The sequence below is a fragment of the Asticcacaulis sp. SL142 genome (genome assembly GCF_026625745.1).
Taxonomy (GTDB): Bacteria; Pseudomonadota; Alphaproteobacteria; order Caulobacterales; family Caulobacteraceae; genus Asticcacaulis.
This window is the reverse complement of sequence record NZ_CP113061.1, coordinates 1,276,251-1,302,145: the sequence shown is the minus strand read 5'-3', so window position 1 is coordinate 1,302,145 and position 25,895 is coordinate 1,276,251. Positions and strand designations below refer to the sequence as shown.

18 protein-coding genes and 1 pseudogene are annotated in these 25,895 nt (G+C 54.8%); 10 read left to right on the top strand and 9 right to left on the bottom strand.

Annotated features, from left to right (window positions below):
* Positions 1-305 precede the first annotated feature (305 nt).
* Positions 306-1,316: a zinc-binding alcohol dehydrogenase family protein gene (locus OVA03_RS05940; RefSeq protein ID WP_267527229.1), complete on the bottom strand. Its 1,011-nt coding sequence runs from the start codon at positions 1,314-1,316 to the stop codon at positions 306-308.
* A 148-nt stretch (positions 1,317-1,464) separates the two neighbouring features.
* Here OVA03_RS05940 and OVA03_RS05935 point away from each other — a divergent pair, with 148 nt between their 5' ends.
* On the top strand, positions 1,465-3,210 hold the full coding sequence (locus OVA03_RS05935) for a glycoside hydrolase family 43 protein (protein ID WP_267527228.1): 1,746 nt from the start codon (positions 1,465-1,467) through the stop codon (positions 3,208-3,210).
* Positions 3,211-3,893: 683 nt separating this feature from the next.
* Positions 3,894-4,229, top strand: a complete 336-nt coding sequence (locus OVA03_RS05930) for a hypothetical protein (RefSeq protein ID WP_267527227.1) — start codon at positions 3,894-3,896, stop codon at positions 4,227-4,229.
* Between the two features lie 4 nt (positions 4,230-4,233).
* On the opposite strand, the gene OVA03_RS05925 is transcribed toward OVA03_RS05930, so the two are convergent.
* The 3 genes from OVA03_RS05925 to OVA03_RS05915 all read right to left on the bottom strand — a co-directional run bounded on the left by OVA03_RS05925 (position 4,234) and on the right by OVA03_RS05915 (position 8,839).
* Positions 4,234-4,725, bottom strand: a complete 492-nt coding sequence (locus tag OVA03_RS05925) for a cupin domain-containing protein (protein ID WP_267527226.1) — start codon at positions 4,723-4,725, stop codon at positions 4,234-4,236.
* Positions 4,722-5,654, bottom strand: coding sequence for an alpha/beta fold hydrolase (locus OVA03_RS05920; RefSeq protein ID WP_267527225.1), 933 nt, complete (start codon positions 5,652-5,654; stop codon positions 4,722-4,724). Before OVA03_RS05920 ends, OVA03_RS05925 begins: the two co-directional genes overlap by 4 nt.
* A gap of 143 nt (positions 5,655-5,797) precedes the next feature.
* On the bottom strand, positions 5,798-8,839 hold the full coding sequence (locus tag OVA03_RS05915) for a TonB-dependent receptor (protein ID WP_267527224.1): 3,042 nt from the start codon (positions 8,837-8,839) through the stop codon (positions 5,798-5,800).
* 386 nt (positions 8,840-9,225) lie between these two features.
* Between OVA03_RS05915 and OVA03_RS05910 the strand changes: the two genes are divergently transcribed.
* The 3 genes from OVA03_RS05910 to gatB all read left to right on the top strand — a co-directional run bounded on the left by OVA03_RS05910 (position 9,226) and on the right by gatB (position 12,306).
* Positions 9,226-10,494, top strand: a complete 1,269-nt coding sequence (locus tag OVA03_RS05910; RefSeq protein WP_267527223.1) for a metal-dependent hydrolase family protein — start codon at positions 9,226-9,228, stop codon at positions 10,492-10,494.
* 98 nt (positions 10,495-10,592) lie between these two features.
* A complete protein-coding gene (locus OVA03_RS05905; RefSeq protein ID WP_229807620.1) occupies positions 10,593-10,724 on the top strand; it encodes a hypothetical protein in 132 nt (43 codons plus the stop codon).
* A 76-nt stretch (positions 10,725-10,800) separates the two neighbouring features.
* Positions 10,801-12,306: an Asp-tRNA(Asn)/Glu-tRNA(Gln) amidotransferase subunit GatB gene (gene gatB / locus OVA03_RS05900; protein WP_267527222.1), complete on the top strand. Its 1,506-nt coding sequence runs from the start codon at positions 10,801-10,803 to the stop codon at positions 12,304-12,306.
* Positions 12,307-12,362: 56 nt separating this feature from the next.
* Here the strand turns inward: gatB and OVA03_RS05895 are convergent, their stop codons facing one another.
* Entirely contained in the window at positions 12,363-13,214 is an 852-nt protein-coding gene (locus tag OVA03_RS05895; RefSeq protein ID WP_267527221.1) for a hypothetical protein, read from the bottom strand.
* A gap of 330 nt (positions 13,215-13,544) precedes the next feature.
* On the opposite strand from OVA03_RS05895, the gene OVA03_RS05890 reads away from it, so the two are divergent.
* Positions 13,545-14,543 (top strand): class I SAM-dependent methyltransferase, encoded by a 999-nt coding sequence (locus tag OVA03_RS05890; RefSeq protein WP_267527220.1) that lies wholly within the window; start codon positions 13,545-13,547, stop codon positions 14,541-14,543.
* 126 nt (positions 14,544-14,669) lie between these two features.
* Here the strand turns inward: OVA03_RS05890 and OVA03_RS05885 are convergent, their stop codons facing one another.
* The 3 genes from OVA03_RS05885 to OVA03_RS05875 form a co-directional block, all read right to left on the bottom strand.
* Positions 14,670-15,320 (bottom strand): IS1595 family transposase, encoded by a 651-nt coding sequence (locus tag OVA03_RS05885; RefSeq protein WP_267527219.1) that lies wholly within the window; start codon positions 15,318-15,320, stop codon positions 14,670-14,672.
* A gap of 96 nt (positions 15,321-15,416) precedes the next feature.
* On the bottom strand, positions 15,417-16,688 hold the full coding sequence (locus OVA03_RS05880) for an aminotransferase class V-fold PLP-dependent enzyme (protein ID WP_267527218.1): 1,272 nt from the start codon (positions 16,686-16,688) through the stop codon (positions 15,417-15,419).
* Between the two features lie 59 nt (positions 16,689-16,747).
* Positions 16,748-19,171 (bottom strand): TonB-dependent receptor plug domain-containing protein, encoded by a 2,424-nt coding sequence (locus tag OVA03_RS05875; RefSeq protein ID WP_267527217.1) that lies wholly within the window; start codon positions 19,169-19,171, stop codon positions 16,748-16,750.
* A gap of 141 nt (positions 19,172-19,312) precedes the next feature.
* Here OVA03_RS05875 and OVA03_RS05870 point away from each other — a divergent pair.
* Together OVA03_RS05870 and OVA03_RS05865 are read left to right on the top strand one after the other, a co-directional pair.
* Positions 19,313-19,737: pseudogene (locus tag OVA03_RS05870) on the top strand (IS5 family transposase); the annotation flags it as partial.
* Between the two features lie 155 nt (positions 19,738-19,892).
* Entirely contained in the window at positions 19,893-20,093 is a 201-nt protein-coding gene (locus OVA03_RS05865; RefSeq protein WP_267527216.1) for a hypothetical protein, read from the top strand.
* A 159-nt stretch (positions 20,094-20,252) separates the two neighbouring features.
* On the opposite strand, the gene OVA03_RS05860 is transcribed toward OVA03_RS05865, so the two are convergent.
* Positions 20,253-20,483: a winged helix-turn-helix domain-containing protein gene (locus OVA03_RS05860; protein ID WP_267527215.1), complete on the bottom strand. Its 231-nt coding sequence runs from the start codon at positions 20,481-20,483 to the stop codon at positions 20,253-20,255.
* Positions 20,484-20,730: 247 nt separating this feature from the next.
* On the opposite strand from OVA03_RS05860, the gene OVA03_RS05855 reads away from it, so the two are divergent.
* Together OVA03_RS05855 and OVA03_RS05850 are read left to right on the top strand one after the other, a co-directional pair.
* Positions 20,731-22,737: an alpha/beta hydrolase family protein gene (locus OVA03_RS05855; RefSeq protein WP_267527214.1), complete on the top strand. Its 2,007-nt coding sequence runs from the start codon at positions 20,731-20,733 to the stop codon at positions 22,735-22,737.
* 275 nt (positions 22,738-23,012) lie between these two features.
* Complete coding sequence (locus OVA03_RS05850) at positions 23,013-25,862, top strand: TonB-dependent receptor domain-containing protein (RefSeq protein ID WP_267527213.1); 2,850 nt, start codon at positions 23,013-23,015, stop codon at positions 25,860-25,862.
* Positions 25,863-25,895: the final 33 nt, after the last annotated feature.

Here is a 25,895-nt window from a genome sequence, read left to right as displayed (position 1 = left end):
GCCTGAACGTCCGGATTGTAACGGTCACTTTCGGCTTTTTTGGCGGCGTCAAACTCAGGCCCCGGCGTCCCGCAACGACTTGGTTACCGCCTCAGGCACGGCACCGGGGGCATACTAGGCTAGGTAGCGGTCATTGCCTTCGGTGCGTTTCGTTCCACCGTTTATCTCTTTTCCGCCTGTGCGCCTGCTAATAAAAATATATTGCAAATATAAAAAATGCAGTGTCGTGGTTAGCGCTGATTGCATTATTTTCTAGGCCGGTCTTACCGGGATCGGGTGATTGCAGTACCGATCAGTGTGAGGAGTTAAAGTTCCGCAATGGCCTTAAGTACGGATCCCTGATTGGCAATGAGATCCGGAATAACCTGTGGGAGGTCAAACAGGGCAAAGCTGTGGGTTTTTAAGGCATCGGTTGGGATAAGGCCTTCACTAATCGCATTAATAACCCGCAAGAAGTCTTCATTGGTCGCGTTGCGACTACCTATAAGCTGCATCTCGCGCTTATGGAATTCGGGGTCGGAAAAGCTGATGTCGTTTTTAACCACGCTGACCAGGACATATCGGCCGCCGTGGGCCACATAGCCGAAGCCCTTTTCAATAGCCTTAGCGCTGCCGGTACAATCAAATACGACATCAAAAAATTCGCCATGGGTGCGCTGTCTGAAGTAATCTTCAAGACGGTCGTCAACAACGGCCGTATGGGGTATACCGACCTTGTTGCGGGCGTGATTCAGGCGTTCCTCGCTCGTATCCGTAAGGGTGACCTCTGCTCCGGACATGGCCACGAACAGAGCCGTGGCAACACCAATCGGCCCGGCCCCGACAATTAGGGCCCGATCACCTATCTGTGTGTCTCCGCGCCGAACCGCGTGAGCGCCGATCGCCAGAAATTCGACCATAGCGGCCTGATCAAGGGTGAGATCGCTAACGGAAATGACGGCGTCTTTAGGCACTGACAGATATTCAGTCATGCCGCCATCAATATGCACACCAAGAACCTGTATATCTACGCAGCAGTTTGGCTTGCCCTTGCGACAGGCGATGCAGCGGCCGCAGGGCAGGTACGGATTGACCGTGACCAGATCGCCTTCCCGAAAAGGAGAGTCCGGATCGGTAGCGGCCACGGTGCCGGCCAGCTCATGACCCATGACACGGGGATAGGCCAGAAATGGTTGGTCGCCAGCAAATATGTGGTAATCTGTGCCACATAAACCTACCCGGCGAATGCGGATGAGCACCTGTCCCTCGCTGTGTTGTGGTTTTGAGCGCTCACCAACACCTAGAGACTGCGGGGCTTCACATATAACCGTTTTCATACTGACCTCAAAAATCCATATAGGATAGGTACTACCGCTTGTGAAAGCAATCAAGCCGCTTTATGACTTGTTGGGTTAAATCGTGTGTGCGAAAGCCGATGAGGCGGCAACAAAAACTTATAGAGGAAGGCCTGGGATGCGGACGAAAATGAAATCAGCCATCAGTTATTTAGGGCTTGTTATCAGTGCCGCCGGACTTTTATCCGGATGCAGCAATCCCGGTCTTAGAAGCCTCGCTTTGACTCAGAATTCTCATGAGGCGGTCTTCGACTGGTTCGAGTATTCCGGATCTGACGACCTCTTTGATGAGCCTCTTGCAGAGACACACTTTCAGAACCCCATCCTCGCGGGCTATTTCCCTGACCCCAGCGTCGTTCGTGTAGGTAGTGACTATTATCTGGTTAATTCCACTTTCGGTTTTTATCCCGGCATTCCAGTCTTCCACAGCCGTGATCTGATTAGCTGGTCGCAGATCGGTAACGCGCTGGACCGTCCGGATATGATGCCTTTCGACAAGCTCCATCTGGGTAATAACGGCATTTACGCGCCGACGATCCGGCATCAGGGCGATACCTTTTACATTATCACGACCTGCGTCGGTTGCGGCGGCAATTTCATTATAACCACTAAGGATCCGGCGGGGCCGTGGTCAAACCCGATTTGGTTGCCGCACATCGATGGAATCGATCCTTCGCTTTTCTTCGACGACGACGGCAAGGTTTACATTGTTCATCATCGCGATCCTTTAAACAAACGCTACCCCGCACACACCGCCCTGTGGCTCATGGAGGTCGATCCGGTCACGTTCGCGCCGCGATCCGAAGACATTATGCTTGTCGATGGCGGTGAAAAAGCCCCATGGAATACCGATTATATCGAAGGCCCCCATCTCTATAAAGTTGATGGCCGATATTATTTGTCGGCGGCAGGGGGCGGCACCGGATACACGCACCAGCAACTGGCCTACAGATCTGATACCCCTTTCGGGCCATACACTCCAAACCCAAACAATCCTATCCTTACTCAGCATGGTTTGCCTGACGGCCGCCCCGATCCGGTCACCGCAACCGGACACGCGGATATGTTTCAGGATGAAAAAGGGCAATGGTGGGCCGTTTTTTTGGGGACGCGGGTCTATGATCTGGCGACTGCGCCCCAGGACCCTGGTAACTTCCAGACGGGGCGTGAGACTTTCCTTCTTCCAGTCTCGTGGGTTGATGGTTGGCCGATCATTCTCGAAAAGGGCAAAGCTCTTCCCTATAGACCTGAGCGCCCAAATCTGACCCAGGGGCGGCGCCCGAATATTCCGACAACGGGCAACTTTACCGTAAGGGACGAGTTCGATGCCAAGGTGCTCGCCCCACAATGGTTATTTATTCGAACGCCTCGCAGTCAGTGGTGGGCAACTGGCAACGGCAAGCTGAAGATTAACCCAAGAACTGATCAACTGGGTAGCGGGGGGCAGCCCTCATTTGTAGGCCGTCGACTCCAGCATATGAAGGCCACCCTGACAACTAAGGTGGTATTTTTACCAGCAGAAGCCGACGACGAAGCCGGGTTAATGGCAGTTCAAAACGATGAGTTCTTCTACACCTTCACCCTTGGCCGGAATACTGAGGGTGGTCCCGTTCTGCGGGTGAGGAAGCGACAAGGTGGGAATGATCCGCAAACCGGTGTGGTTCTTGCCGAACATGCGATCAACGCGCCACCAGGGACACCAGTTTATCTAAGATTAGACATCGATAAGGCGCAGATTGATTTCAAGTATAGCTTTAATAACCGCGTCTATATTCCCGTTCTGGAAAACGCAGATGCAAAGGTTATTGGTACAGCTTTAGCCGGTGGCTTCACCGGCGCAGTCATTGGCATGTATGCGCAAGGGGGGAGGCCATGACCGTCGTTATTTACTGAAGACTGACCCAGAGCTTCTCGACTACGATCCTTGACCCAAGATATGCCATTCTGGGGGCCACTGCTACTCGGTAGTCTTTTGATATGATCTCGTCTAAGCCATAGTCCTTCGAATAAAAGCGAGGTTGCCCCAAAGGCCCATTCTGCTGTGTGGAGGCCCCCGCTGCGAACCGTATGTCCGGTTTAGGGCTTACCATGGGATCAACGGAGAGATTTACGGTCTGGGCGTTAATTCAAACTAAAGTCTAAACTGAACTTATACCCATGGAATTCACCTAATAAATATGGACTTTCTTGTGAAAATAGAGTGTCGGAATTTTTTGATGAACATTTACTCAATTCGTTGCGAAATTAGCACGGAGTGTTAATTTATATTGAAGTGTAATTTCGAGTTGGTGTATTTTTAATTCAATTAGTTCAAATGTTTATTTAGGCCGGAGCTGGGTGCCAAAATTTCTCCGATAATTTTAGAAGCACTCAGCAGTAAGCAATCTGCGTTTCCGCCTAATCGTTGGCCGAGGCACTCGGCGATGATGGCTTTCGTCCTCAGCCAAAAATCGCGTTAAGCATGAAAATCATTGGGGTTAGGCCCTTATTTTGCATATGCTCACGCCATTGACCTAAGCCGTCCAGAAACGGCGCAACTCTTCGTGGATGGTGACTAAGATGATAGCGACGTGGCAAGATGCGATTGCGTGGGGTGTACTGGTCTTACCCTTGATCGTGCTGGCCTGGGCGGCCATGTGGTTTGTCAATGTGCAGGCCGAGCGCAACCGCTATGAGCGCTATCAGCGCTTTCATGCCATTATGGAACAGTTGGGCAGCAAGGATGGCTCTACGGCGGATAAGATGGCGGCGGCCTATGAGTTGCGCAACTACCGCGAATATGCCGAGGTGATATCGAAAATCTTCGCCAATGGCCATGTCCGCACTGATGCCAATGACATGCTTCAGGCACAGCTAAAAGAAACGCTCAAATATGTGCGTGGCCCTAAGACCTAGGCCACTATTTGCGCGGGTCTTTGTTGGCATCGACATAGGCCGTGTCGGTCGGCCCTGTGCCCGTAATATAGACGATCGCCGGCTGTTCGTGAGTGATGGCAAAATGGGGCTCACCGACAGGTTCCGTGTAAAAGCTACCAGCCGTCAATTTTTTGACCTTGATGTCTTCGGTCAGGGGGCCATAACCAAAATACCACTCCCCGCTGATCACGATGGCTGAGCGATTGTCACGGTGGCTGTGGGCGGCAATGCGCGTATGAGGTGGCACCTGAAGTTTAATTGTATAGAGACCCGCTTGGGTTGGATCGCCATACAGTATCGTGGTTTCGATTCCGGCCATGCCGGATGTGCCGACACCGGCACTGGTTTTCGATAGAGCCGCGATATCACCGGGCGTCAGGCGAGCATGCCCCGGTTGGGTAGCGGGCGTCTGGGCCGTAACCGGGGCGGCTATCAGAATGAATAGGGCGAGTGGCCATAAGGTGAGTGCTTTCATAGCGTTGTGTCCAGGAAGGTGCGCACAATCTTTACCGTAGCAGCGGGATTTTCTTCCATGATCCAGTGGCCTGATGCGGGTACGACCGCGCCGGTGACACGGCTGCCCGCGAATTCCATGACCGTAGCCATGCCGTTTCCGAAGGATTTTTCACCGCCGACCGCCAGTATCGGCATGGTGAGTTTGCCCTTGGTCAGAAAGGCGCGGTTATCGACCGCATCCTGATCAAAGGCGGCAAACTGGGCAAAGCCCGCATGCATGGCGCCCGGTTGCGCATAGAGGGCGGCGTAATGCTGGCGCGAGGCTTCAGTGAATTTTGACGGATCAGCGGAGAACTCGTTCCAGAACCGGTCGAGATAAATACGCTCACGCCCGGCCACCAGCCGTTCCATATCCGGGCCGCCGAACCGGAAGTGCCACAGCAGCGGGTTTTTAAGAATCTCCTCCCACGGCCCGACTCCAGGCACCGGTGCGTCAATCAGGACAAAGCGTGTGATCCGCTCCGGATACTGGGCGGCCAGGGCAAAACCTACCATATTGCCTATGTCATGGGTCACGAGGTCGGCTTTCTTGACCTTGAGCGCATCCATGACACCGGCGATGTCAATGCCTTGCGTCTTTTTATCGTAGCCGCCATCGGCTCGGGCTGAGAGGCCCATGCCGCGCAGGTCAGGCACGATGACGGTATGGTCGCGCTGTAAATCCGCCGCTAACGGCGCCCACATGTCACCGGTTTCGCCGTAGCCATGCAGCAGGATGACCGCCGGGCCCTTACCGCCAGTGCGGACATGAAGCGTTGTGCCGTTGGTGGTGATTTCCTGTGTTTTGAAACTGACCGGAAACGCAGGAACCTGAGCCCGTGCCACGGTCGCCATGGATACGGCCACGCCAGCGGCAATACTGCCGCCGAAGAAGGTTCGTCTGAGCATGATAGTGCCTTTTCAACTAATAGGTGAAGGCACAGCATATCAGTATGGGCTGGCCTGCAGAAAACCGTTGCGGGGGATATATGGGGGATAAAAAAAGCCGCCGGTGGTGACACCGGCGGCTTTTAGTTTACGGGTACGCTTACCTAATACTTGTAGGTCATGCCAAAGGTGACCGTGCGGCCAATACGCGTCTCAAACAGGGTGTCCTCACGGGTCGAGTCGATAAACAGGCGGTTCTGCTCATCGGTCAGGTTCTGGGCTTCGAGCGAGATCTTCAGGCGGTCGCTGACGGCGTAGGAGGCCGAGGCGTCGACATAGAAGGTATCGTCATTGCCTTGCAGATCGCTGCCCGCCGAGGCCGGGATGCCGCGGATGTAGTTGCCGCGATAGGAACCGGTGGCCCGGACGCTGAACTTATCATCTTCGTAGTAGATGGTCCCCGAAGCTGATTCCCGCGACAGGCCGGTCAGGTCGTTGGTCGTGGTGACGGTCGGAGACAGGATATAGGTGATCTCAGAGCTGATATTGGTGTAGTTACCCAACACCCCGATATTGGCAAACGGGCCGGGCAGGAAGTCGAGTTCAAACTGGGCGTTCAACTCATAGCCTTTGAGCGGGCCGCCCTCGGTGTTGGTGAAGCGGGCGACGTTAAACAGGTCGGTGGCCACGGCACCACTGGCATTGCCAACCAGTAATTCTTCGGGCAGGCCAAGCTCATTATAAGGCACCAGTTCATTGACGCGTTGAACGAAGGTCTTGATATCTTTGTAAAAATAGGCGACAGATACCAGAGCTCCCGGGCGGAAATACCACTCCAGAGCCGCATCAAAGGTGGTGGCGCGGATCGGATCCAGGAACGGATTATTGATCGTGCCGGTGCGGGTCGTGAAGGTCACGCCGCTGGAGGGGGTAAGTGCGCCCAGTTCCGGACGGGACATGACCTTGGCGGCTGAGAAGCGGGCCAGAAGGTCCGGCGTTATCTCAAACACGACGTTGGCGGACGGCAAGGTGTAGCTGTAGCTACGCTCGACCTCGTTACGCAGGCCACGGGTCGGATATGGCAGACCGCCAGGTACGGGCACCGGAATATGACCGACCGCGAACTGATCGGTGAAGACGGTACGGATACCGACATCGCCGCGTACAGGTATCGGCAGCAGGCTGTCGGTATTGAATTCGGTCATGAAATAGACGCTCTTGACCGTTTCCTTGATCTGCGACTTTCCGGCGCCACATTCGACCCCGCAGTACTGGAAGCTGTCGAAATCAAAGACATCGCGCCACTTGGCAGAGTCAACCGCCAGCCAGCTTGACGGTGCGCCGCCGCCCCACAGTTCATCTACGCCCGTGATCTGCGTGGTGATGCTGGCCAGGGTTACACCGGCGGGCAGGGCTTTGACCGCAACCTGGCTTGGGATCAGGTTCAGGTTATAGGCGTTGAAATCGTTTTCGCGGTACTGCGCGCCGACCTTGAACGTGACGTCGGCATTCAACTCATACTTGGTGTCGAGGTTGATGGTGGTGATCTTGGTTGTGTTATTGGCGGGCTTACCCTGAACCGAGAAGCCGCCGGTAACCGTGCCGTCAGACCCACCCGGAGCATAAAGGAAGTTAGCCGGATCAGAGACATCGACGCCAAAATCAAGCACCGGCGTCGTGCCGCCGCCCCGGAAATCGATCGACACATTGTCGGCATCGATGATGTCAACAAAGGTTTGCAGGCGCATCGGGCCGTCCCACACCGACTCTGATACGCCAACCATACCGGACACTTCAAAGCGTTCGGTGAAGCGGCGGCGGAAGTTCAGGTTGGCTTGCTTGAACTCGGACGTGAACTGATCGACCAGCCCTTCGGAGCGGATATCCATGCCGTCAAACAGGCCGTAGACCAGTGAGCCATTGTCGTCGAATTCGACATCCTTGACCGAGACCATCGGCTGGCCGTTATTGCCGATATTTCGGGCCAGGGACAGCATGGCGATATAGTTGTCGCGGCGCTCAACTTCGTACTTGGAATAGAGCATATCGAGCGAAACTTCGGTGTCGCTGTCCGGGCGCCATTGGAAGGTCAGGCTGCCGCCGGTGCGCTTGGCGTCCTGCTCAGAGTTCACATAACGCGGGATGCGCGGGAAGAAGGCGCCTGAACCCGGAACGGCGGCGGCATCTGCGCGGCGCAGATTATAGATGGTATTATAGGCGGCAATTGTGCCGGTGCGCGGATTGTTGGTCGAGCAGTTGGTGGCCGTGGCCCCCTTGGCCCCGTGAACCGATGGATCAGGGCTGATGGTGGCTCCCCCGGTCGGTGATACCCAGCCGATAGGCGTACAGAACGGCTGCACTTCGGTCAACGGAGGTGTCGTAACCGGAAGGCCTGCGGCATCGCGACGAACGGCATTAAAGCCATTGATGTTGGACGGCAGGATATCAACCGCAGAATAACCGACTTCGCGGATGTTGCGATCCTGATAGGTCAGGGTGCCCAGAATACCGAACTTGCCATCGGCGAATTTCTTGGAGGCCAGCAGCGACAGGCGCGGATCGGTGGATTTGCTCACCTCGTTATACACGCCCTTAGCCGTGAAGCTTAAGACCTGATCTTCGCGATAATCGAACGGACGCGGTGAGCGCAGGTCAACCGTGGCACCCAATGAGCCTTCTTCGACATCGGCAGAGGCCGTTTTACGCGTCGACAAGGCCGAGAAGATTTCCGACGGGAAGACGTTGAAGTCAAAGCTGCGGCCGGAGTTACCCGCGCCGTAAATGTCCGACGATCCGGTTTGCGCCGCCCCTTCCATGCCGTTCAGGCGGACACGGGTGTAGCCAGGGCCTAAGCCGCGCACGGAAATGTTACGGCCTTCGCCGCCGTCGCCGCGCGACAGGGTGACGCCGGGGATGCGCTGCATCGATTCGGCCAGGTTGGAATCCGGGAATTTGGCGACATCTTCGGACAGGATCGAATCGACCGTGCCGGCGCTATTTCTTTTGACGTTCAGGGCGCTTTTCAAGCTGCCGCGAAAGCCGGTCACGACCACTTCGGTCACGTCGTCTTCGGCGGGGGCCGGAGCGGTTTCCTGTGCCATAGCCGCACCGGCGGCCAGTGCCAAGGCCAGAACCGAGGCCGTCATCATGGTGGATTTGATTGGGCGCACGACCTTGGTCACGCCGTAATTACGGGTGTTTTTCATCCTGGTGTTCCTTTTTACACAACCGCCTCAATTAAGGATAAGGCGGCTGACCCTGGTGCTTCGGTTCTTTTGACGACCGAAGCTGTTACTGATTTTTGTTTTATCGCCTTATGAGGGCAATAATTGTCACACTATTACGGATTCTGGGGTTTTCAAACGCAATTATGCTCAAAAGTGCGCGCAAAAAATCTTATACGATCTTGTGTGGCTTATTTGCATAGTTGAAATAATCAGTGTCGATCATGTCTTTTTGCAAATAAAACAACCTTATGACGACTTTAATGAGGTGATATTTTACTGTGTTTCATGTTGCGCTGCAAATAAGCGCTTTTCATTGCTATATCCCCGGCTATTGTTGACAGGCTTTAGTGTAAGGGGACGTGATCATGAAAAATCTGTGGCTGGCGACGTGTGCATTTATAGCTGTGACGGGCGCGGCTGAGGCCAAAACCGTGGTGGTCAATGCGGCCAAGCTGATCGAGGTTGAAACCGGCAAGGTGGTCGAAAAACCGGCCATCATGATCATTGATGGCCGCATCGCCGCGGTCGGCCCGCAGGGGCAGCTTAATGTTCCATCGGATGCCGAACTGATCAATCTGCCGGAGGTGACCCTTCTGCCCGGCCTGATCGACATGCATGTGCATCTGGATAGCGATCCAACTTACGGCGGCTATACGGGGTTGCAGTTTACCGATCGTTTTTGGGGCATCATGACCGTGCCCAATGCCGAAAAGACACTGAAGGCCGGGTTTACGACCGTGCGCAATGTCGGTGCCGGTGACTATAATGATGTGGGTTTACGTGAAGCAATCGAGGAAGGCGTGGTCAAGGGGCCGCGTGTGGTCACCGCCGCCATGAGTTTTGGCGCGACCGGCGGCCATTGCGACTCGACTTACTTTCCGCCGTCGTTCCAGTCGAAAAACCCCTATAATGCCGACAGCCCCGCCGAAGGGGTCAGGTCGGTGCGCACCCTTAAGAAATACGGCGCTCAGGTTATCAAGATTTGCGCCACCGGCGGGGTGTTTTCGCGCGGCACGACACCGGGTGGCCAGCAGCTTTCATATGAGGAAATGAAGGCGATTGTCGATGAAGCCCATATGCAGGGCTTGAAAGTCGCCGCCCATGCCCACGGCGCGTCGGGGATCAGGGACGCTATCCGCGCCGGAGTCGATACCATCGAGCACGCGTCTCTGGTTGACGATGAGGGCATCAAGCTGGCCGTCCAAAAAGGCGCCTGGTTTTCGATGGATATCTACAACACCGAATATACCCAGTCCGAAGGCGCTAAAAACGGTGTCCTCGAAGAAAGCCTGAAAAAAGACCGCGATATTGCCGAAATTCAGCGCCAGAACTTCAAAAAGGCGCTGAAGGCCGGGGTAAGAATGGTCTACGGCACCGATTCTGGCGTCTATCCGCACGGCGACAATGCCAAACAGTTTGCGGTCATGGTGCGCTATGGGGCCACGCCGTTGCAGGCCATTCAGTCAGCCACCGTCAATGCCGCTCAGGCCCTAGGGCAGGCCAAGGATGTCGGCTCGCTGCGCGTAGGCCATTACGGCGATATGATTGGGGTTGTGGGCGATCCGCTGACCGATGTGACCGTTCTGGAAAAACCGGCCTTTGTCATGAAGGGCGGCGAGGTGGTGGCGAAATAATTAGCGCGCATTTGTCTTTAATATCTGTCACAAGGGCCTGTGTTCGCCGCCAAATGTTCGGCCCCGTTCGCATCCAGCCCTCACAACAGGAGACGACGATGGCCAAGGGACAAAAAAAGAGCAACAAGGAAGTCCGCAAACCGAAGGCCGCCAAGGTCAAGGTCGAGACGGTATCCGCGGGCTTCAGCAAGGGCCAGCAGGCGACTTTGCTGAACATCAAAAAAGACTAAGCTCCCACAGAAATGCCGGTTTAATTTTTAACAAACCGGCTTGGCCTTGGGATTTGGTTTCGGCTATAGAGTTTGGATGAGCACAGAATCCAACACCAAAACCATTCAAGGCCGTACTGGCCTGTGGGAACTTGTCATCGGGCTTGAAATCCATGCGCAGGTGGCCTCAAACTCAAAGCTGTTTTCGGGCGCGGCCGTAGGCTTCGGCGCCGGGCCGAACGAGCAGGTCTCGCTGGTCGATGCCGGGTTTCCGGGCATGTTGCCGGTGCTCAACAAATATTGCGTCGAGCAGGCGGTAAGGACGGGGCTCGGCCTCAAGGCGCAGATCAATGCCCATTCGCGCTTTGACCGTAAGAACTATTTCTATCCCGATCTGCCGCAGGGCTATCAGATCAGCCAGTTGTTCTTCCCGATTGTCGGCGAAGGCGAGGTGCTCATTGACCTTAGCGATGGTTCGCAAAAGACGGTGCGCATTGAGCGCCTGCATTTGGAACAGGACGCCGGTAAGTCGATCCACGACCTTGATCCGAATGCGACCTATGTTGACCTGAACCGCGCCGGTACGGCTTTGATGGAAATCGTCAGTAAGCCCGACATCCGTTCGGCCGAAGAGGCGGTGGCTTATTTCAAGAAGATCCGCACCATCCTTGTCTACCTCGGCACCTCCGACGGTGATATGGAAAAAGGCAATATGCGCGCCGATGTCAACGTGTCGGTCTGTAAAGCCGGTGCCTATGAGCGCTTCCGCGAGACGGGTGATTTCAAGCAACTGGGTACGCGCTGCGAGATCAAGAACGTCAATTCGTTCCGCTTTATGCAGCAGGCGATTGAGTACGAAGCCCGACGCCAGATCGAAATCATCGAAGACGGCGGCAAGATTGATCAGGAAACCCGCCTGTTCGACTCGGTCAAGGTCGAGACGCGGTCTTTGCGGTCCAAGGAAGAAGCACATGATTACCGCTACTTCCCCGATCCCGACCTGCTGCCGCTGGAACTGGAACTGGCCTGGATCGAGGACATCAAAAAATCCCTGCCTGAGTTGCCGGATGATAAGCGTCAGCGGCTGGTCAACCAGTACGGCCTGAGCGTCTATGACGCGACTGTGCTGATCACCGAGCAGGCGCGGGCTGACTATTTTGAAGCCGCAGCATCTGGCCGTGACGCTAAGCTGGTCGCCAACTGGGTGACCAATGAACTGCTGGCGCGCCTGACCAAAGACGGCCTTGAGATTGACCAAAGCCCGCTGCCGCCCGCGCATATTGCCGGTCTGGTCGAACTGATCGAAATCAACGTGATTTCATCCAAGATCGCCAAGACCGTGTTTGAGCACATGTGGGACGGCAAGGGGACGATAACCCCTGCCGAGATTGTTGAAAAACATGGCCTCCGCCAAGTCACCGATACCGGCGCGATCGAAAAGGCCGTTGATGATATTATCGCCGCCAACCCGGACAAGGCCGCCGAAGTGGCCACCAAGCCGCAGGCCATCGGCTGGTTCGTCGGTCAGGTCATGAAGGCGACCGGCGGCAAGGCTAATCCGGCTGCGGTCAATGAGATACTCAAAGCCAAGCTGGGGCTGTAAAACAAAAAAGCCGCTGTCCGTGAAAGACAGCGGCCTTTTACTACTTACACCAAAGCTTAGAACACGGTCCGCAGTTTAATGCTGACCGGATAGGTGACGCGCTTGCCTTCTTCGTTGATTGAGGCCAGGCCCAAGCCGCCGATGGCGCTGTCGTTGCCATCGAGGTCGCCGTAATAGCGCACGCCGGTTTCAGCCGACACCGACACCGTTTCCGACAGAGCGTAGGACACACCGACATCAAGCCCGGCGGTCAGGATGGTGGTCTCGTCATAGAACGGCACGTTTTGCAGAGATTGATTGATGGTTAGATCCGGGATAGTGAAGCTGGCGTCAATGGCATCAATCTTTGAGGCCCCGACGCGACCGGCGATATAGGGCTGGAAGGTGCCACCTTCGTTGAACCACTGACGCAGGCCGACGGAGACACCCATGCCTTTATATTCGCCAAAGCGGCCATAGACCGGCACTTCGGCGACGGTGGTGGTGCCATTGACAACAGCCGCCGTGCCGACCTGAACCGAGCCTTCGTCGGCCTTGACATAATCAAAGCTGCCGAACACTTCGCGCCCGCCGCCGAGGCCATAGGTGCCCTCAAGGTTAAAGGTCATCGGGTTGTCATAGATGTCGTCAAAGCCGCGCGATTGAATGCGCAATTGACCGGCATTGCCGGTGGCCGTAATTGCACCGGGCAGGGCGGGGGCACCGGGATCGCGCAGGGAGGCGATGACGCTGAGCGGAATTTCGCCGGTAGTGGCGCCACCGTGGACATCGCCGGAGGTGGACAGTTCCGAACCGACGCTGCCGCTGACGGCCCAGCGCCCGGCATCGACGGCCTGAGCGGAAGCGGTAGTGGCAAGGGCGGTGGCAGATATCAAGACTAAGGCGCTTAGGCCTGAACGATATTTCATGGAGGCACCTGTAGATCAGAGTTAAGGTTAAGCATTTATGTAAATGCAGCCTGTTTACGCCTGACCGGCGAGTTTGGATTTGAAACCCATACATAGCGCCAAGATGTCACCCTCATTTACCAGATTATCGGTGCATAATTGACACCCTAAGACTTTATGGGAGGCGATCTGAGTCATATTGCTGGGCCTAAATAACGCTGAACAAATTATTGTGCGGGACAATTTTACCAGCTTGACGGATGTAAATGAGATAGTGCATCAAGGCTGCGATCTGGAAACAGCGAGATCGCATATGTGGGGAAAAACGGGCCAGTTACGCGTTAAGAAGTAGTGTGGTGCTATCGACTGTTTCTTAATCGGGAGCCAGAGTCTGAAGCAACAATCGATTGGCAGATTGCAGTTAACGCCGATCTTCGGGAGCTTCGCGGCAGACTTATCGATTCGTCAGAATTCTTCGCAATTATACGAAACCAGGAATATGGCATTCCAAGTTTCCTTTTGCCGCCGATTGTCAATGGCGAGATGCGCATCAAAGAGCCGACGCTTGAGAGCCCATCCTCTCAAATGGCCACCTACAGCCAGATGCAAGAGCGGCATTATACGGAGTTCCTTACCACGATTGGGGTAAGCACATTTGAGATACACCGCAAATATTGGGAGTGGGCTTATATCTGGCGCGCCTTAGAAGTTACAGGGATGACGCAAGCGGGCAAACGCGGATTAGTATTTGCAGTGGGCGCAGAACCGATTCCGTCTATGCTGGCTAAGCGAGGTGTTAAGGTCCATGCAAGCGACAGCCCGCAAGAAATCGGTGAAATGTGGCGCGTATCTCAGCAATTTTCTGACAGTTTAAAGCAACTTTGGCGAGAAGATATTTGTTCTTGGGAAGACATGGAGCAGCATGTCAGCTTCCGCGAAGTTGATATGCTGAATATTCCAACCGACCTGCGTGACTTCGATTTCTGCTGGTCTTCGTGTTCCCTAGAGCATATTGGTGGAATCGAACCCGGTCTGCAATTTATCGAAAACACGCTTGAAACCTTGAAGCCCGGCGGGATTGCTGTTCACACAACAGAGTTTAATCTGTCCTCTAATGACAAGACTATTGATGGGTTTCCGACATGCCTTTTCCGTCGCCAAGATTTGGAAAAGTTAACAGACCGGTTACGTCAGCAAGGTCACAAGGTCTGGGACTGGAATTTTTGGCCAGGTGCAGGTCAACATGATTTTCATATCGATTTTCCGCCATTTGCTCCACCGCACTTGAAGATTAACCTTTATCAATACGTCTCAACAAGCATAGGTCTTGTAGTTGAAAAGAAGGCATAACTGACATATGTCTCAGGCACATTTTAAGAAGGTATGATGTGGCTTTAGCTGGGTTTTTTAAAGCCCCAAGCAGATTGAATATCAGCCATTAAAGGCCTCTATTATTGGGGTTGTCGTAGATAAGGCTTAGAGTATCGCCCAAAGTCTCAGTGTTTTGAGCTGGTCTTTGGGCGAACCGTGGTTGAATCTAAATTCGCATTCTTTGAGGAACAAGAAGAAGTTTTGACGAGGAATGCCGTTGTATTTTCGCAAGACACGCTTGGCCTGGTTCCAGAAATTCTCGATGCCATTGATGTGGTTCTGCTTGTCGGCAAACGGCTTGGAGTGATTGATACGGCTGTGATGGAACTCGGATACATCAAGTGCGCTGTAACTGCTGAATGTATCTGTATAGACGATGCTATCGGGTTGAATTTTCTTGCGAATAATCGGCATTAGGGTCGCCGCCTTTGCGTCTGGTATGGGCACGACATAGACCTTCCCGCCCCGTTTCAGCAAGCCGGAGACAGGCACCTTGCCAAGCGCGCCGCGCCCTCTCTTGCCTTTGCGCACGCCCCCGCAATAGCTCTCGTCAACCTCGACTTCCCCGCCGAGCAATTCTTCCTGTGCTGCAGCCTGCTCAACAATCAGTTCTCGGACTTTGTGGTAAAATAAGGCTGCTGTGTTAACCTGCAAGCCTAACACATCCGCAGCCGAACGCGCGGTCACTTCCAGAACGAAAAATTCCAGAAGCCTATTCGGCACTTTTCGGCTTAATTTACAGCGCTTTATTCCCATATGGCCACCATAGATAAGTTGCCTTATCTACGACAGCCCCAAATTTAAAATTATCGCTTCGTGCACAAGGGCGTTTCTCAGGCTTCGCAGCGGCCCTCACAGGGTGCGCAAAGCGCTCAAAAGCCTGGCCATATCGGCCGGGGTTGAACTGAAGCCCGGCGTCACCCGAATGCAGGCCCCGCCGTCAAGGCCGGTGCGCAGGACGGTGAACAGGCCGTGCTCATCTAAAAGCCGTTTGGCAGCGGCCGCATGAGCTTGCGGTGATGGATCATGCTTTAGGCGAAACGAGGTAATCCCAACATGCAGGCGCGGATCGGCCGGCGTCAGCACATCAATCGTTTTCAGGTCTCGCGCCGGTTCAGCCCACAGGTCACGCAAGTACGACAGTCGTTGCTCACACGCGGCAGACCCGATGCGGGCGTGCAGGCTCAGGGCCTCTATGGCGGCCATCTGGGCGGCGAAATTGGCGGTTCCGGTATGGACGCGGGCGGAGACAAGATCGAGCTCGCTGACGGCTTCACCCATGAACGGATCAATGTCAGAAATGCGGTCGCGCCGGATATACAGCGCACCGACACCAAGCGGGGCGCCGATCCATTTATGTAGGTTAAAGCCTGCAAACTCAAAGCCTTCGGTCTTAACATCGACGGGCATCTGGCCCCAGGCATGGGCGCTGTCGACCAGAGCATCGACGCCGCGGGCACGCGCCATAGCGATGATCTCGCGCACCGGTAACCTCAGCCCGCTACGGTGACCGATCTGGGTCAGAAGGATCAGACGCACCTTGGGGTGGGCTTTTAGCGCCTGTTCGTAGGCATCGATCAGCCCCTGATGGCTGGCGGGATGGGGCAGGGCGATGCGCGTAATTTCGACGCCCCGGCGCGTTTTCAACCAGTCGATAGCGGTCTGCATGCTGTCGTAATCATGGTCGGCCATCAGCACCGCATCACCAGGTTTCAGGCGGTTGTAGCCGCTGATCAGGGCGTGCATGGCTTCGGTCGCGTTGCGCGTAATCGCGATCTCCAGCGGGTCGGCATTAAGGGCGGTGGCGATTTGCTGGCGCAGGCGCATGTAGTAGGGCGCAAACTCCCGACGGGTGAAATAGGCCCCCTGCAGATTGACGGTTTCACTATAGCGGGCAAACGCCGCCTGAACCGCCAGCGGCATTTGGCCAAACGCGCCAAATTCGAGATTGATCACACAGTCAAGTCGGGCCGGATAGGCGGCGGCGACCTTTGTCCAGCCGGTCTCATCCTTTGGCCCGGCTGGGGGGCTAAGGTTCGCGGTGGTTTGAGCGTTTACGGTTACGGGCAGCATGGCCCCCAGCGCGGTCAACAGGGTGCGGCGGTGCATGGGCAGGTTTTCCATAAAAACACAAAGGGGCGGACCTAGGAATCGGCCCGCCCCGGATCAGAACAACGCTAAGCTTAGAACTTGGCGTTCAGGCGGACATAGGCCTGAGCGCCATAGGTGTCATAAGGGGCGTTACGCGAATATTCGATCCCGCGTGAGGCCTGAAAGAGAGCCTTTTCAGGGTAGTCATCAAAGATGTTTTCAACCGAGACCTTAAGCGAGAGGTTGCTGTTGATGTCATAGAGCATCGAGGCATCGACAAAGTTCATTACGCCAAAGGTCTGGAAGATGTCGCCGGTCGAATTGCCGGTCGAGTCGGTCCAGCTACCGTAATGGCGTACCCGCACCTGATACTCGAAGGCGCCTTTGCGGAAATTGCCGGTAAAGCTGGCATTATTCCGGGGCAAGCCCTCCTCAAAGTTGCGCTTCGTGGTCGGATTGGCGGTAAGCGACCCGCCGGTAATCAGGGTCTTATTGGTGTTGTAGGCCAGAGTCAGGTTCAACTGACCATCCCACATTGGGCGGGCATAGGAAGTTACCACATCGATACCCTTGGTGCGGGTGTCGTAATCGTTGGTGTACCAGTAGACCGAGGTAAAGCTGGCCGCCGCCGGATAGCCTTGTGCCACCAAAGCGTCCTTTTCGTCCTTAGTAAGTGTAATCGACGATGACTGACCTAGCCGGTTATTAACGTCGATCTGATAAAGGTCGATCGTGCCCGACAGGCCCATATCGGTGCGCCAGACAAAGCCCATGGTCAGGTTGTCCGACTCTTCCGGCTCAAGTGGCTTGGCACCCTTGCTGACGGCAATCGGGTTCAGCGGTGACAGGCGGCCATTGGTGAAGACCTGAAGCGTGACCGTATCCAAACCTTGAGAAACCGACAACGAGTTGATCTGGCCCGGTGTTGGTGCGCGGAAGCCGGTTGAGACCGAACCGCGGGCGGCGAACTTGGGGCTGAAATCATAACGGGTGGACAGCTTGGTGTTGGTGGTGTCGCCAAAGCTGTCGAAGTCTTCGTAACGGACGGCCGCCGCCCATGTCCATTCCGGCGTGATCTTGCCTTCGACATCGACATAGGCGCCGTAGCTTTCCTGCGACCATTCTCCGGCCTGAACGTCCGAGAAGCCGGGGAAGCCGTTGGAACCTACGGCCAAACCGTCTTTGGCACCGGCACCGACCGCATATGAGGCCGCATCACCCGCGCCGATTTTATAGGTTTCTTCGCGGCGCTCAGCCCCGAAGGCGATGTTGAGCGGTTCAGACAAGCCCACATCCAGCCGGTAAACGCCGTCGGCATTGAGGTTGACTTCTCGTTGAGTTTGGGTGCCGAGGAAGAAGTCAAACGGCGAGTCCGGCCCCATCGAAGCATTGATCGTGTTATAGAGATAGAACTCGGTTTCGTTCTCACCGATCGAGGCGCTGAGATCCCAGGTAAAGACCTCGCCGCCGCCACGCAGGCCCGCCACGGCCTGATAATCCTGATACTTGGCCTCTTCACGCGGGGTAAAGCCGAGCGGATAGACCGATTTCAGATCCCAGCCCGGAAAGCTGGGCACCGTCTTATAGACGCTGGCGTTCGAGGTGGCCGACGGGATGCGCCAGTTGATATCGTTGATGCCTTCGCCCTTGGCGGCGGTACCAAACGCATAGAGCTCACCAAAGCCGGTATCCAAAGCGCCGTTAAAGGTGAAGTTGTAGTTATTGGTGTCCGGTGCGCCCCAGTGCTGAACCGGATCGGGCAGATCAACACCCGGATTGGCCGCTTCATAGGCCAGAGCATCGGCACGTTGATGGCTGCGCGAGGTCATGGCCGCATCGGCCCATTCAAATGCGGCGGTGACAAAGCCTGCGTCAAAGGTCTTACCGGCCTTGATACCGGCACGGGTCGTTTCGCCGTCACCTTCAAAATATTGCGAGCGCTGTACGTAGGCTGCCACGCCTGGGCGCTGATCCAACTGGATGTTGATCACGCCCGCGATGGCATCAGAGCCGTACTGAGCCGAGGCACCATCACGCAGCACTTCGACCCGGCCGATACCGAGGCTGGAGATCTTATTCAGGTCAGCACCCTGAGCACCGCGTTGTCCCAGAAAGGCCGAACGGTGAAAGCGCTTACCGTTGATTAGCACCAGGGTCTGGTCCGATCCCAGGCCGCGCAGGCGGGCCGGGCGGATGAACTGTAAACCATCTGACGACGGCAGCTTAAGCACCTGAAGCGACGGGATGACCTGCGCCAGATTGTCGGCCAGTTCAGACGACGCGCCGTCCTGCACGGCCTTGGCCGAGATGACATCGACCGGGGTCAGGCTGTCGTACTTAGTGCGGCCTTTGTCGCGTGTGCCGGTGACGATGACTTCCTGCACGGCGTCTTCAGCGGGGGCTTGAGCGCCCGCGGCGGGCGCGATGAGCGTGGCAAGGGCCGCGGCCGAAAGAATAGGCAGCAGCGAGGCTGAGCTATGTAAGGCGCGAAAATTAAACGCAGAAAGAATAGACATGTCGTAACGGACCCCGGAACCAAGTGTGATGGAATGGGGCGCGTGCTACTGTTGATGCGTAACAACAGCATAATGAAAATGTGAAACATTAAATATGGTATACGACTAGGGGCTGGTTTAGGCTTGACAAGCTGGCTTTAAAAGGGGGGATCGCAAGTCCAGACTCTTGGCCGTTCGCGGGGCAGGTTCGAAGCCAAAAGTAGTTGATGCGCTGGGTCTCCCGGTACGCTTTGAGCTTGGCTCCGACCAGCAAAAATGACATGGTGCCGGCCTGTGATCTGACGCGCGGATTATGCGCTGAAAAAGTCCTCGCGGATCGAGCATACGATGCCGATAGCCTGCATGATCTCATTCTCAAACAAGGCGCTTAGCCCGTCATCCCGCCTCGGCGTCATGGCAAATACCAGAACAGTTACGATCGTATCGCCTACAAACAACGCTGGGGAACCGAAGGTTTCTTAGTCAAACTCAAGCAATGGCGGCGAATTCCCACACGATATGATAAACTCGCCGCCAACTTCCTCGGATTTATCAAAATCGCCAGCATCATGCTTTGGCTTAAATGATTAATTCGTCACCGCAGTTTAGTGCCATTTCAAAATTAAACGATTCATAAAAGCTTGGTGCATGTGTCAAAGGCGTGCGTTTTTTGTCGTATTACGGCGAGACCTAACCCAGAGATCCTGGACTCAGACTGTTCAGGCGCAGGGACAAGGTGGCGATGACCAAGGCCCTCGCCAAGGGTGGCAAGGCCATAAGGGCTGCAATCGCATCACCCCCATGTCGTGGCATCGCGGTAATCAATACACTAAAGCGCGACGCCCACACCGTAAATCGCACCGGCTGGGAACGCCTTACCCGCTTTATCAGCGACCTGCTTGGCAACGGTCGTCTTACCAATACCGCCATCCCCGACTATTGAAACGGGGCGCATCTCCCGAAGTTCTCTCAACACGGAGTTGGTTACGTCAATCCATCCGAAAACGCTATTGCTGTTGAGGAAGGGACGCGGGTGCGCCGGGGATTTTGAACCGGGTATGTCTTCAAGGTCAAAACGCTAGACAGGGGCAACAAACCGATATCATCTTCCCGCAACTGTCGCGATGTATCTGGTGGATTCCATGCCATCTCCCAACACTCGACGTAGCGCCGCGATTTTTACCTTGAGGTTGGCTTCATCGACGATGATGTCTGGCCAGCACTCGGCCTCGTTTAGAAATTTACTGGCGGTGCTTCTGAAGCCATGGGCGGTCATTTCGTCCCCGCTAATGCCAAGCCGACGTAATGCCGCTGTCACCGTGTTCTCGCTCATCGGCCGGAGCCCTGTCCGAATGGGTGGGAAAACGTGAAAACGTAATGACTACGTCCGCCGAGCGACCGGGCTTCTTTCAATAAGGATCGCTTGTCTGGATAGGGGGATGACGTGCTCCACCTGCATTTTCATCTTTTCGGCCGGAATGCGTCATGCTCTGTAGTGAAATAAGCTTCGATTGAAACTAAAGTACTTGACGGCCAAAAAATATAGCGTCTCATTTAGGGCGTAATTTGTGGAGGTGACCGTGGCGCACAAGATAACTAAAACCCTCAAAGGCTGGCAGAAAGTTGCATATGCAGTTCTGACTGTTTCAGGCTCGGCATATTCTGGCAGCACTTTGGCGGCTCCTTTACCCATCGAAGCCTTATCTCAGTATGAAGCTATCACTAACGCGACCATATCGCCTGATGGTAAGCATGTCGCCGCTATTGTCGCTGCCAAAGGCCAGAAGTGGCCGGTGATTTCGATCTGGGACGCAAATGATCTATCAAAGACACCCGTGTGGGTGCCGTCGCAAAATATGCGCATTGTCGGCGTGGACTTCATTGGCAATGACCGGATTTTCTTCATTACGGAAACGGCTATAACTGGGCGGGACGGCCGCCCAACCCTGACACGCAAACTTTATTTCACGGACCTTGAGGGACGCTCGTTTGAGGAACCTTTCCGCACAACGGGAACTCGTAACAAGGCGGTTCGCGAAGCCGAGGAACGCGGCATTACGGTCGGTATTTTCAATGATGATCTGTATAATCCAGATCTGATCCTGATGGAGAAAGCCGATCTCGATACGGGCGCTCAGGAAATTTTTGAATTTAACACCAAGACGGCCCAGACCCGCCTCTTGGCTAAGGGCGGCGAAAAGACGGCATTCCTGTCTTCTGGTGTCGATCTGGCCACAGGTGAGCCGCTAATCAAGGCTGAAATCGAACCTGTCAGCAACGAATTTTGGTACAAGGTTTACATCAAGGATCGGGGTACGGGCCAATGGGTCTATCATGCGCCTTTGAGCTATGAGCTTAAAAACCGTCGCAATATTTCACCTATGGGCTTTGATACTGATCCATCAAAACTGATCGTCGCCAGCAACCTCAATCGCAATTATCAGGCGATCTACAGCTACGATATCAAGTCGCAGACTTTTTCGGCTGAGCCTCTGTTTGCAAATGACAAATTCGACGTATCAGGTGTGGGGTTCAAACCTAATCGGGCGGCCAAGACCTCTACGATTTCAAGTATTACGGTCAATGGCCCTGCGGCGATACAGGTCATTTTGGATGAGCAATGGGAGCCGGTTCAGCGTTCAATTAAAGCCGTCTTTCCGGATAAGAATGTTTACATTAACCTGAATAAAGATACGCGCGACAGTGCCATTGTAACGGTCGAAGCCCCTGATTTGCCGCCGGAATATTATCTCTATAAGGGCGGAAAACTGGCGTTGCTGGGCAAACAGCGCCCATGGATTGATCCGAAGGCGTTGGGCAAGGCGGAATATATTACCTTTAAAGCGCGAGACGGCCTGGAAATTCCGGCCTTTGTTACCTATCCGCCGGAATGGACACCTGCCAAGGGGCCGGTGCCATTGGTGGTAATGCCCCATGGCGGTCCGTGGGCGCGCGATGATCTTGGGTGGGACGGTGCCGGATGGACGCAGTTTCTGGCCACGCGCGGTATAGCGGTCATTCAGCCGCAGTACCGTGGCTCTGACGGATGGGGCTATAAGCTTTGGACCGCTGGGGACAAGGAATGGGGCCAAAAGATGCAGGACGATAAGGATGATGCGGCGGCCTATCTGGTTTCAAAAGGCGTAGCTGATCCTAAGCGCATGGCCATTTTCGGCTATTCTTATGGTGGCTTCGCGGCCATTGCGGCATCCGTGCGCCCCAAGAGCCCATATAAGTGTGCCATTGCCGGGGCCGGTGTCGCCAGTCTCGACCGTATTGGCAATCTGTGGGGTGATAACCACCTGCAACGTGACGTACAGGGCTGGACAGTGACTGGAATGGACCCGCTGAAAAACGTCGATAAGGCCAATATCCCGATCATGCTGTACCACGGCGACCATGACCGGCAAGCGGACACCGATCATTCGCGCATGTTCTTTAAGGCCATGAAGTCGGCCGGAAAAGACGTTGAATACCATGAAATCAAAGGTATGTGGCATACCCTACCGTGGCGCACTGAATGGCATGAAGAAACTTTGGGTCTGATCGAAGGCTATCTCAAAAGCTCGAAATGCGGTCTTATGTAACCCAAAACCGGTAAATATTTAAACTTAATGCGGCCTCGTTTTTTCGAAAGCGAGGCCTTTTTGTCATTCAAATCAACCGAAAAACATCGCCATTAGGGAGAAAATGCGGCTTCAATGTCACAGTGGGGCTTATTGTTTCATTATTTACGGATTCCGATTGCGTCAGAAAAGTGACGGGATAGTGTCGCTTTAGTGAATGGTATTAATTGGAGGGCATCTTGTCCATTTTATCTCCCCGCAAATGGTTATTGGCTAGCAGCGTTCTCACCAGCGTGATGATGACGGCTCCTGCCCTGGCTCAGGAAGTGTCAACAGAGACGACGACCACCACTGAAGAGGAAGTGGTTACCGAAGTCGTCATCACCGGTTCGCGTATTAAAGGCAAAGAGTTTACCTCTGCCTCGCCGGTAACGATCATCACCGCTGAAAAATCAACGGCGGCAGGCTTGATCAGCGCCGCAGAGGTTCTGCAGGGCTCTTCGGTTGCTAACGGTTCAGGACAGATCAACTCGACGTTCACGGGTTACGTTCTTGATGGCGGTGGCGGGATCAACACGATCTCCCTGCGTGGTCTGGGCGCTCAGCGTTCGCTGGTGCTGCTGAATGGCCGCCGCATGCCGCCCGCCGGTGTAAGTGGTACCGTAGCTGCGGTTGACCTGAATACCCTTCCGGACGCGGTCGTCAGCCGTTACGAAATTCTGAAAGACGGCGCCTCGTCCATCTATGGTTCTGACGCTGTGGCTGGTGTGGTCAACGTCATCACTCGCAGCAATTTTGAAGGCTTGGAATTTAACGCGACGGCTCGTGTCCCCGAGGCTGGTGGCGCCGAATCCTATGATTTCTCCGGCATATGGGGTAGGCGCTTCGATAAGGGCCACTTCTTGATTTCGGGCAGTTTCTCGGAAACCAAGGCTCTGACCCAAGGCGACCGCAAAGGATTTGATTGCGCCGAGGACTATATCTTCAACGAAGACGGTACGCGTGCCGATCTGGTCAGCAATTTGACCGGTGAATATACCTGCTGGGGATCACTCACCGGCGGTATCGCTATTGACGACACCTATTTCCGTATACCCCGTGAGGGCAGCTCAGCCTTTGGCGTACCGGGCTGGTTTGGGCCGGTGCCGCAGGCCGACCGCCAATATGATCCGGCTATCGAAGATCGCGTCACGGTCTATTCTCCGGTCAAGCGCTATACCCTCTTTGCTCAGGGCGAATATCGTCCTGAATGGGCAGGCGGCGCTGAACTTTACACAGAGTTGCTGGTTAATCGACGTGAGTCTGAACAAAAAGGCCTGCGTTACATCTTCCCTTACTATGGGCCTGACTCTCCACAAAACCCTTTTGGTACGGGCTCAGCTTATGATATTGCCAACGGCCCAGCCCGTACTGGTGCCTATGTTTACCCTTACTTCCTGACAAAATCTGACGCCGCTCAGGAAATCGATGTCTATCGCGGCGTATTTGGTGCCCGCGGTGACTACAAAGGCTGGGCATGGGATAGCTATTTGTCCTATTCCAAGAGCAAGGGCGAATATACCGGTGATGTGGTGCCGAAAGATCGCCTGTTCTACGGTACAGGTCTGAACGAAGATACGTTTGAATTCATTGGCGTATGTCCGCCAGAAGCCCCTGCAGGCTGCGTGCCGCTCAACCTTATGACACCGGCAGCACTTAATGACGGTGTACTGACCCAGGCCGAGCGCGACTACTTCTTCCTGACGGAAACCGGCAAGACGGATTACGAGCAGACGATCTTTGAAGCGACCGCTACCGGTGACCTGTTCCAACTGCCGGCCGGTCCGCTGGGAGCTGCTTTCGGTATCTCTTACCGCAAGGACAAGATCAACGACGTTCCGGGTGAATATTCCCGTGCGGCCAACTCATGGGGATCGGCCAGTGCCGGTATCACCAAGGGCGACGACGCTCTATCGGAAGCCTATTTCGAATTGGAAGCGCCTCTCATTAATGGTAAGACCTTCTTTGAAGATCTAAAACTTAACCTGTCTGGTCGTTACTCCAACTATGACAGCGTCGGTGATGCATTTACCTATAAGGTCGGTCTAAACTGGGCCGTCGATAACACCTTCCGTTTCCGCGCCACTCATGGCACATCATTCCGTGCGCCCGCGCTCTACGAAATGTTCCTGAACGCTCAGACGGCATATCTGTCCCAGCGCTCTGTTGACCCCTGCATCAACTGGGGCGGCACGGACGAAAGCGGGCAACTGGTCAAGAGCCAGACGGTACGTGACAACTGCGCCGCAGAGGGTATCCCGGCGGACTACGACGGTAACGGCCCTTCGACCTTGCTGGAGTACTCCGGCAGCACCAGCCTCAATCCAGAAGAGTCAACCGCAACGACCTTTGGCTTTGCCTTGACGCCTCCGGATACCGGCCTGAAAATGGCTATCGACTTTTGGCGCATCGAAGTTGAAGACCAGATTCTGAGCACGGGTGCCGGTGTGGTCGGGGCATGTTACGGTCAGGAAACCTATCCCAACAATGGTTTCTGCGACCTATTCACCCGTGACCCGGACACAAACTATATCACCTTCATTGATGCCAGCTATCGCAATATTCCAAGTGAAGAAACTAGCGGTGTCGATTTCACGGTTTCTTATGAAAAAGAGTTCAACTTCGGTACACTCAAGATTGATCTCGATGCCACCCATACTAAGGAATCTAAGACACAACTCTTCCCAGGTGATACCGTAGTCGATTACAACGGCACCGTAGCTGATCCCAAGCTGGTGGGTGATATCCAGACCTCGTTTAAGCATAAGGACTGGACCGTCTACTGGACCCTGAACTATGTCGGCGAGTCCACCAATCAGGGCTATCGTGAAGAAGACGGAGTGGTTAGCTTTACCTATGCACCGTTGGCTTACAACAAGAACTTCACCCCTGACTGGACAACGCATGACCTGACGGTTCGCTATCAGGCCAAGACCTGGACAGTCAACGCTGGCGTCATCAACATCGCCGACGAAGAGGCGCCACTTCTTAGCGCCGGTGACAACACCGGTTCACCCGGCCGTCTGGGCATCTATGCCTGGGGAAGTCAGTATCGTTCCGGCTATTTGGGACGTCAGTTCTATCTTCGCATGAGCAAGAGTTTCTAACTATTGAGTACTGAAGGGCGGCAAATCACTGCC